The sequence below is a fragment of the Candidatus Cryosericum odellii genome, from assembly GCF_003570935.1.
Lineage (GTDB): Bacteria > Caldisericota > Caldisericia > Cryosericales > Cryosericaceae > Cryosericum > Cryosericum odellii.
The window spans coordinates 1-9,936 of the sequence record NZ_QXIU01000170.1; the positions used below are offsets into that span (position 1 = coordinate 1).

8 protein-coding genes are annotated in these 9,936 nt (G+C 61.1%); all 8 read left to right on the forward strand.

What is annotated here, in order from left to right:
- Positions 1-767 (forward strand): aminomethyltransferase family protein (locus SMC5_RS07045; RefSeq protein WP_119120143.1); only part of this gene is annotated, 767 nt, incomplete at its 5' end.
- Positions 768-820: 53 nt separating this feature from the next.
- Positions 821-1,990: a pyridoxal phosphate-dependent aminotransferase gene (locus SMC5_RS07050; protein ID WP_165846305.1), complete on the forward strand. Its 1,170-nt coding sequence runs from the start codon at positions 821-823 to the stop codon at positions 1,988-1,990.
- Between the two features lie 16 nt (positions 1,991-2,006).
- Positions 2,007-2,837, forward strand: a complete 831-nt coding sequence (locus SMC5_RS07055) for a transketolase (RefSeq protein ID WP_119120144.1) — start codon at positions 2,007-2,009, stop codon at positions 2,835-2,837.
- Between the two features lies 1 nt (position 2,838).
- Positions 2,839-3,810, forward strand: a complete 972-nt coding sequence (locus SMC5_RS07060; protein ID WP_119120145.1) for a transketolase family protein — start codon at positions 2,839-2,841, stop codon at positions 3,808-3,810.
- An 85-nt stretch (positions 3,811-3,895) separates the two neighbouring features.
- On the forward strand, positions 3,896-4,933 hold the full coding sequence (locus SMC5_RS07065; protein ID WP_119120146.1) for a TlpA family protein disulfide reductase: 1,038 nt from the start codon (positions 3,896-3,898) through the stop codon (positions 4,931-4,933).
- Positions 4,930-6,144, forward strand: coding sequence for a cytochrome c biogenesis CcdA family protein (locus SMC5_RS07070; protein ID WP_119120147.1), 1,215 nt, complete (start codon positions 4,930-4,932; stop codon positions 6,142-6,144). Before SMC5_RS07065 ends, SMC5_RS07070 begins: the two co-directional genes overlap by 4 nt.
- Complete coding sequence (locus SMC5_RS07075) at positions 6,141-7,811, forward strand: stalk domain-containing protein (protein WP_119120148.1); 1,671 nt, start codon at positions 6,141-6,143, stop codon at positions 7,809-7,811. Before SMC5_RS07070 ends, SMC5_RS07075 begins: the two co-directional genes overlap by 4 nt.
- Before the next feature lie 332 nt (positions 7,812-8,143).
- The coding region (locus tag SMC5_RS07080; RefSeq protein ID WP_207799130.1) for a stalk domain-containing protein at positions 8,144-9,936 on the forward strand (1,793 nt) is incomplete at its 3' end.

Sequence of the window (9,936 nt, forward strand, 5' to 3'; positions counted from 1 at the left end):
ACGACAAGGACCTTGCATGGGTCACGGATCACAAACAGGGCGACATCACCATCACCGGAGCGACGGCCAAGTATGCCGAAATAGCGCTGCAGGGACCGAAGGCCGAGGATATCCTGAAGGGCATGACCCCCGCGGACATCGTGAGCCTGAAGTACTTCCAGTTCCTGGAGACCATGGTTGCCGGCCGCAAGTGCATCGTGTCGCGCACCGGTTACACGGGTGAAGACGGGTATGAGATCTACTTTGCTCCGGCAGAAGCATCCTATCTGTGGAATGCTATCCTGGACGCCGGCAAGCCGTTCGGTCTCGTCCCCAACGGACTGGGCGCGCGTGATACGCTGCGCTTCGAGGTGTGCTACTGGTTGTATGGCCATGACCTTGACAACACGATAGCGCCACTCGAATCCGGGCAGAACTTCGTGATCAGCTGGGACCATGACTTCGTCGGCAAGCCCGCACTGCTGGCCATGAAAGAGAAGGGTGTCCCGCGCAAGTGGATCGGCGTGAAGATGAACAGCAGGGCCATCCCTCGCAACGGGTTCGACTGCTTGGCAGGCGATCCGGCAGCGCCCGTCAAGATCGGCTACGTGACCAGCGGCAACTACTGTCCGACCCTGGGTGGTTCCTATGCCCTGTGCATGGTCGCAAAGGACGCCGTCAAGGTTGGCGATACGGTGTATATCCCGATTCGCGGAAAGGCTGAGTCAGGCGTCGTGGTCAAGCGGCCGTTCATGCAGCCCAACGCTGGACACAAACACGACAAATAGCCAAACGTACAATCGCGCGTGAGCGCTGAATAGTCTGCAGGGAGGTAGATGACATGCTGAAGGTAACGAAACGTGTGCAGATGGCTGGTGGCGAGGGAGCCTTCGTCGTCATGGCCAAGGCGCAGGAACTGGAGCGTCAGGGCAAGAGCATGATCTATATGCAGATCGGTGAACCCGACTTCAATACCCCCGAGAACATCAAGCAGGCCGGTATGCGGGCGATCGAGGAGAACTATACGCACTACGCGCCCACCATGGGCCGGATGGACTTCCGCAAGGCGATCGCGGAGTACATCAGCAGGACCCGTGGCCTTCCGGTCACGGCTGAAGAGGTGCTGGTCACCCCCGGTGCCAAGGACATTCTCTACTCGGCGTGCATGACCCTGCTCGAGGACGGCGATGAGGCGATCTACCCCAATCCCACGTATCCCGTCTACGAGTCCTGTATCAACATGTCCGGCGCCAAGGCCCTGCCACTCCCGATCCTCGAGGAGAAGGACTTTGGCTTCGACCGCGACACGTTTGTCAAGCTGGTCTCGCCGCGCACCAAGCTTGTCGTCATCAACTCGCCCGCGAACCCCACGGGCGGCATCATTGCCCGCGAGGACCTGGAGCTGGTCGCCGAGATGGCCAAGAAGTACGACTTCTATGTCCTGTCGGACGAGATCTACTCGCGTCTGGTGTTCGAGGGTGAGCACTTTTCTATCGCCTCTCTCCCCGGGATGAAGGAACGCACGATCATCATGGACGGCATGTCCAAGACCTACGCGATGACCGGGTGGCGCCTGGGCTACGCAGCCGGCCCGCGTGAACTCATCGACTGGATGGCCAAAGTCGTCGCCAACACGGCGTCGTGCACAGCCACGTTCACCCAGATTGCCGGTATCGAAGCCCTGACCGGCCCGCAGGATGATGTGGAGACCATGCGACAGGAGTTCCTGGCCCGCCGCGAGATCATTGTCGATGGGCTCAACGCCATCCCCGGTGTTACCTGCCGGAGGCCACACGGAGCCTTCTATGTCTTTCCCAATGTCAAGAGCTTCAACCGTTCATCGCAGGAGATCGCTGACTATCTGCTGTACAACGCCGGTGTCGCCTGCCTGGCCGGGAGCAGCTTCGGCTCGTTTGGCGAAGGTTACCTCCGCTTCTCCTACGCTACGTCGCGCGAGAACATCGCCATAGCGCTCGGCCGTATCCGCACAGCCTTGGCCGAACTGAAGTAGGAGCGAACAAGCAACCATGGAAACACTGCTGACCATCCAGGAGCTGAAGCATCTTGCGACGGAGATCCGCAAGGACACGCTGCGCTCCATCACGGCCGCGGGGTCGGGGCATCCGGGTGGCTCGCTGTCGGCCGCCGACATCATGACGGCTCTCTATTTCCGGACAGCCAACCTGGCGACGCCCACTGACCCGAACCGCGACCGCATCTTCTGGTCCAAGGGTCACATCGCGCCACTGCTGTACACACTGCTGGCCTACAAGGGCTTCTTCCCCAGGGAAGAGCTCATGACGTTGCGCAAGTTCGGCTCACGCCTGCAGGGACACCCCAAGAAGGGGAGCCCGCCCGGTGTCGAGACATCGGGCGGCTCGCTTGGCCAGGGGCTCTCCATCGCCGTGGGTGCAGCATATGCCGCCCGGTACGACAAGCTGCCGGTCCGTGCCTACTGTCTCACCGGTGACGGAGAGATCCAGGAGGGCCAGATCTGGGAAGCACTGATGGCGGGTGCGCACTTCAAGCTGGACAACCTGTGCGCTATCGTCGACAACAACGGCCTCCAGATCGACGGCAAGTGTTCCGAGGTCATGTGCATCGATGACGTCGCCGCCAAGCTGCGCGCGTTCAACTGGCATGTCATCAGTATCGACGGCAACGATATGGAGCAGTGCGTAAACGCGCTGGACGAGGCGAAAACGGTCAAGGGACAGCCTACCGCCATTGTTGCGCATACGATCAAAGGCAAGGGCGTCTCGTTCATGGAGAACGTTGTTGGCTGGCATGGCAAGGCGCCGTCGCAGGACGAGCTGGCCCAGGCCATAAGCGAGCTGGATGCACAGGAGGGTGAGTGACATGGTGACTGCACACAAGGACGTTAGCGGCACCCTCGAAGGCAAGGCCACGCGCTTCGGCTACTCGGATGGCCTGCTGATCCTGGGTAAGGAGGACCCGCGCGTGTTCGTGCTCGACGCCGACCTCGCCAAGTCCACGACGAGTGACCGTTTCCAGAAGGAGTTCCCGGACCGGTTCATCGACTGCGGCATCGCCGAGGCGGACATGGTCGGCATCGCTGGTGGGCTGTCATTGATGGGCAAGGTCCCGTTCACGTCGACCTACGGCACGTTCATGGTCGACCGGGCGCTCGACCAGATACGGGTCACCGTCGCCTATGCCGAGCTGAACGTGAAGATCGTCGGCGCACACGGCGGCATCAGTGTTGGTCCTGACGGGGCGACCCATCAGGCGCTGGAAGACTTGGGCATCATGAGGATGCTGCCGCACATGACCGTCATCAACCCGTGCGACGTGAACGAGGCCCGCAAGGCCACCCTGGCAGTCGCCGCCATGCAGGGTCCGGCATTCATCCGGCTGGGTCGGGAGTCGGTGCCGATTCTCACCGACGATGCGACGCTGTTCGAAATCGGCAAGGGCATCACGTTCGAAGATGGTGATGATATCACGATTGCCGCGACCGGCTACATGGTCTACGAGGCGCTGCTTGCCCACGAGGAGCTGAAGAAGCAGGGCATCCATGCCCGTGTGCTGGACATCCACACCATCAAGCCCATCGACCGCGAGTTGCTGCTGAAGGCTGCCCGCGAGACGGGTGCCGTTGTCACCGCGGAGGAGCACCAGGTCATGGGCGGGTTCGGCTCTGCCGTGGCTGAGGTGCTCGTCCAGGACTGCCCCGTGCCCATGGAATTCGTCGGCATCAAGGACCGTTTTGGCGAATCCGGCACGCCGGACGAACTGCTGACTGCCTTCGGCTGCCGCCACACGGACATCGAGGCGGCGGTGCACAGAGTGGTTAAGCGGAAGAAGTAACATCGCCCTCCGTCATTCCCGCGCCCCCTCCGTCATTCCCCGTGCCTCCGTCATTCCCCCCCGAGGATGTTGTTGTATCCGAGGGGTGCTCTCGGCGAAGGCGGGAATCTATCCTCGCATCGCCGTGTGGCTCGTCGTCGGCGTGCTGGTGGTTGTAGCCGCGTGGACCGGTGCTGTTGTGCTGGCAAGGAGTGCGGTGAGCCCCGCAGCAAGTCTCCGGGCGCTGATCCCGGAGGGGATCGTGAAGCGTGCAGACGACCTTCCAAGCGCCGTATCGGGCGACCGGCCGTTTGAGGCGTGGGTAGCGTCAACGGAGGAGAGTGGCACATCGGAAACCCTCTACATGACAACGATTGCCAATCCGTTGGCAGCCAGCGGTTTTTCACGGTTCCTGCTCCAGCCAGGGTCGCTGAGCGTAGGGGTCACCGTCGATCCCAGTATGACGATACAGCAGGTGCGCATCCTGTTCCCACGCAAGCTGGTCGGGGCTGCGAAGTCCACTGCCTCATATCTCGACGGATGGAAGGGTATGTCGTTCTTTCAGGTGCTGACGGCCGCCGAAGGATTTGAGCCGCCAGGCGGCGGAGCACTGACCGAGCCGATCGGGGCGCTGGTGCGCAACCTCGCTACGTCGGTGTACCTTCGGGATATGGGGCAGAAGGGTTTCGACCGCTTCATGGCTCAGGTGAAATCCCCGGGGCTGCAGGTGGGCTTCCCCTTCCCGTACTTCACGGCTCGAACTTGGAGCGGAGCCCAGTTTAGCCTGGGACAGCTCGCCGGCAAGAAGGTGCTGGTGCTGTTTACCCAGCCGACCTGCGGTTCCTGTTTCGGAGCGACCATGAGTCTGCTCAACACGGTTGTGGCGCGCAAATTCGATATCACGCCGGTCGTCTTCGTTGTTGGTGACGCCCAGCTTGACCCTGTCAAGCGGTTCGCGCAGGAAGCCCCGTCGGGCGCTATCCTCATCTCCGATCCCAACTCAGAGTTGGCGCGCTCGGTCCATCAGACGTTGACGCCGTATGCCGTTATCCTTGACGAGGCCCATATGGTGCGGTACAGCGGCGGTTCCGATGAGAACAGTAGCGTGTACCAGTCCCTGCAACAGCTGGCAGGCGCCCAGTGAACCGGTTCCGTCTCCTGAGGTATCTGGCTGTCGTCTCCCTCGTGGCGCTGGTGTGTGGTGTCGTCGCAACGCCCATCGTGCACGCTGCCGTGCCGACTGCGCCAGCACACGCGGACAGTACGCCAATCATCTACTACTACACCGAAGGGTGCAGCGAGTGCCAGGCGGTCGAGCAGTATCTGGGCACGCTCTCCAGGACGTATGACTTCTACGTCTACAAGAAGGTGGACGCACTGGACAGCACCGGGGCCAAGGTGCGCTCAGCGCTCGACACCTCCTATGGAGTGCCCGACGCGCAGCGTGGAATCGCACCGACCATTTTCGTTGGCGACAAGGTGTTCCTCAGGGAGTCTGCCATCAAGACCGGACTGGAGCAGGCGCTGAAGTCCTCCACTCCTGCACTGCGCCAGCACTTGATGGACGCTGAAGGAGCGGCTGAGAAGAGCGGCGGGAGCGAGCCCACCGATGCCTTCAAGACGTTCAGTGTCCTGACGGTCATCGGAGCGGGGCTCCTGGATGGCATCAACCCCTGCGCGTTCGCGACCCTCATCTTCTTCATCAGCTACCTCATCATGCGGTCCAAGTCCAGGCGAGACATCCTGTTTGTCGGCCTGGCGTTCGCCCTGGGCGTGTTTATTGCCTATCTTGCAGCAGGCCTTGGCCTATATCAGCTGGTGTCGCGCGCGACGTGGTTCTTCGCACTCAGCAAGTGGTTCTACCTCGCAATCGGCATCTTCGCCGGGGTGATCGCCGTGCTGTCGGTGCGGGACGCCTGGCATGCGCGGCACGGCGACCTGGGCGACATGACGCTGCAGTTGCCGGAGCGGAACAAGAGCATGATCCACCGGCTCATCCGCGATCAGGCGCGCACAGGGTTCGTTGCTACCAGCGCCTTCCTCGTCGCGTTTCCTGTGTCGCTGTTCGAGTTCATGTGCACTGGGCAAACGTACCTGCCGACCATTGTGCTCATCTTCAGCCAGAGTGTCCTCAAGCAGAGAGCAGTGCTGCTCCTTGTCGTGTACAACCTTCTGTTCATTCTGCCGCTCGTCCTGATCACCGTCATTGCAGAGCTTGGCGTCACCAGCGACCATCTGGTCACGTGGCTCAAGAGGAATGCGGCGCCCGTCAAGGCGGCCACGGCCGTTCTCTTTGTTGCCCTCGCGGGGTTCTTCATTGTGCGGGCACTGACGCTGTTTGGGGTGATACGATGAGAAGAAGCTGCACCTGTAGAATCCTGCGCCTGGTTGCCTTCCTGACCATCTGCACGATGATTGTGGCCGGCATTGCTGCGCCTGTGGCGAGCGCCCAGTCGAGCGCAGGGTTCATCACGCTCAAAACCTTTCCTGCGGCCGTGACCGCTATCGGCATGCTGGGCGGGGCAACGCCGACGGTCGTCGTGGCGACGCAGAACGCCGGCATCTACAGCATGTCGGGTACGTCGACCGTCTTCCGCAAGCTGCCTGCCCAGCTAGACCTGATGAGAATCACCAGCGTCGCGGTCCTTGAGCCCGACCGGTGGCTTATCGGTACCGACGGCGACGGCCTGTGGCTGGTGAAGGGCGAAGGAACGTCGTTCGACCATGTCACGACGCTGGGTTGCACGCGTGTGGCACGCGTCGTGCAGGACCTTCGGGACCCCGACGCGCTGTTCATCGCATCGCTCTGCACGGGCCTGAACTACTCGACCGACCGTGGGGTGACGTGGATGTCGGTGGGTGAGGGCATCGCATCGTCCCTTGTGACCGATGTCATGCGCATGGACGGCGACCGCATCGCCGTCTCCTCACAGGATGCGGGGGTGTTCGTCTCCGCCAACAACGGGACTTCGTATGCCAGGACACCCTGCCCCCTCGTGAATGTTTCTTCGCTTGCATGGGATACCACTACCAGGACGCTGTTCGCCGCAGGGGGCAGCGGAGTGGCGATGACGACGGACGCGGGCGCTCACTGGGCCAACCTGCCCAGCCCCGGCACAGTGACGTCGCTGGTGGTTCTGCCGGCGGGCACTGTTCTGGTCGGTACTGCCGAGCGCGGCGTGCTTCGCTGGAACAGTTCGGCCAAGGCATGGTGGGACGTTGCCCAAGGCGCCGGCGTCACGTCGGCATTGACCATGACCTGTTCGGCAACGACCCTGCTGGTCGGTGGAACCACGGGCGCTCTTGTACGTGTCGACCTCAGTGCGCCCGTCGCAGCAGTAGGGCCGGCGGCCCTGGACCTTGGCAGCATCCCAGTCAACCAGGCACGCTCGGCGACGTTCGCCATCACCAACCTGGGAGCGGGCGCCCTGGACTGGAGCCTCGAGAATGTTCCCGGCTATGTTACGGTGACCCCGCAGACCGGCACGGGCAACGGGGCGGTGACCGTCCGCGTCGAAGGCGACAGCTTGAGCAAAGGACCATACCAGAGCCTGCTCAAGGTCGTGACCAACGGCGGAGACCAGGTGGTCACGCTTCGCTTCAACATTGCCGCTGCTGCCTCGGTGCGTATCGTTCTGACAGTCGGGAAGCTGGTGGCCATGGTGGGTGGGGGAACGGTGATGCTGGATGCTGCACCCTATATCGATAAGGCCGGCAGCCGTACGATGGTCCCGATGCGGTTCATCGGCGAGGCGTTCGGCGCTGCGATCACGTGGGACGCATCGACGTGCCGCGTGCTCGTCGAGACGAAGGGGACCCCGAACCACGGACCCCTGCTGATGATCATGACGATCGGCAGCAGCCGTGCCACCATGAATGGCAAGACCGTGACGCTGGACGTCGCGCCCGCTATTGTTGCGGGACGCACCTTTGTACCTCTGCGGTTTGTCGCTGAGGCTTTCGGAGCGGACGTGGCGTGGAATGCAGCGACGCGGACTGCGACTATCCAGTTCATGCCGTAGGCTGCGGGGTGTCGAAGATCCTGGCTGCCTCCGTCATTCCCGCGGTGCTCCGTCATACCCTCCCTCTCCGTCATTCCCCCCCGAGCATTTCTTTCCAATGCCCCCGAGTATGTTAGTTCAATACGAGGGGCGCTTCTGAGGGGTGCTTTCGGCGAAGGAACGTCATCCCCGAATGTTTCTGTCGGGGACGGGAATCCATCCTTGCATCATTCGTGGTTCCTCACCAGTCAGTCACAGAAAGGCAGGCAGGACGTCAGTGAACCGGTTGGCACACTTTGTGTATACTACATGGTAGAAGAAGTACTCGATCATGTCGCAAAGGAGATTACCTGATGAAGAAGTCCCTGTCTGTATTCGTTGCTCTAGCCATGGTGCTCAGCCTGTTCGCAGGCGTCGGCGCCCGTTCGGCAAGGGCAGATGTGACGCTGACCGTGACGCCATCCGGCAACTTTGTCGGCGGCGTTGATGCCAGGGGCCCAACGCCCGTTGATGCTGTTGGTACTGTCGCAAGTATCACTGACGGCATTCACGCTGTTGTCGATGTGACCAGGACAGACGCCGGCAGGTTTGGCGCAACACCCAATGTCAGCGTTCTTCGAGCTACTGCGGCGACGTCCACCGATCCACTCTGGGCTGTGTCCGGGGACCAGTCGATCACTTTCGGTGGCGGCTACACGTTCGTTCCCGGCGATAGCATTACTGTTGCTGCTGCCACGAGGAATGGCGCCGGCACGATCATTTCCTGTAACACCCCGACAACGCTGGCACAGGTCCATGTGACGACTGCTGCTGTCGGCACCATTGGTCCTGCTATCAAGAAGACTGTTGGCACTACCTCCTCCACTGATGTGACCTGGAAGATTGCCGGCAGCCACACTGTTACATTCGCCAGTACTGCGTTGCTGAAAGCTCTCGACGTCCTTGATGTCTCCATGGTCTGGGTAGTTGCAGAAGTTCCAGCGGTAGCTTTCTTGACACTCGCTGGTGCCATTACTGCCGGGAACGTGGCAAGCGCCACATGGCAGGATACTACCGGAGCATCCTACACTGCATCCTATACGGTGGTGGCGGGCGACACCCTCACAACGGTTACCACTCGGTTGATAGATGCCATAAACGCAGTGGCTGGCGCCAACATTATCGCAACCAATGCCACCGCCTCAGCGATTATGTTGACGCAGAGGGTCGCCGGCACTGTGGGCAATGGCAGGAAGCTTACAACCGGCACGACTGCCATCGCTGCCACGCTCACCATTCACACTCTTGGTGGACTGACTTCGCCGGTTTTAGTTGAAATGGGCAAGACTGTTCAGCTGGTCGCCGTTGATCCCACTGGCGCTATTGTCACTGCTACATGGACGTCCAGCCTGCCAGCAATCGTAACTGTCAATGCTGGTGGATTGGTGACGGCAATGAGGGATTCAGGGGTCGTGCTGGTCACTGCCAGCCATGGTATATACACCGGTTCGTTTGTGGTCATTCCTATTTCTCCGCAGACGATCACCAGGCTTGCCGTGGGTCTCGTTCCTGCCCGTCTCAAGGTAACTGGTCAGCAGCAGTTTGGGGCTATTGGCGCGGGTAAGGCGTATGGTAACCTGGATTATACGACGCAGGCAGTCTGGACAGATACACTTCGTGTCGCTGCTGTTTTCAGCGTTGCGCCGGCACAGGGTCTTCTGACATACAGAACAGCTGAAACCGGCACTGTTTCTGCTCACGCTGCCGGCCTGACGACGACGGTCACAGTCAAGATCAACGCCGCCGGAGCCGTGACGATCGTGAAGGTCCCTGTCGTGCCTGTTGTGCCGAAGAGGGTTGTCGTCCTGACTATTGGCAGCGACATTGTGACGGTTGATGGTCACGCCACCAAGGTCGACGCTGCACCTGAAATCGTCGCCGGCCGCACCTTTGTTCCGATCCGCTTCATCGCCGAGACCTTTGGTTCGACGGTCAAGTGGCTCTCTCTGACGGGGAGCATCACGATCACTCTCAGGAGCACCGCTATTATCCTTCAAATCGAGAATGCAACAGGGGTCATCAACGGCAAGATCGTTGCGCTGGACGCTGCTCCGTACATCAAGAACAGTCGTTCGATGGTCCCTCTCCGCGTCATCTCCGAGTCATT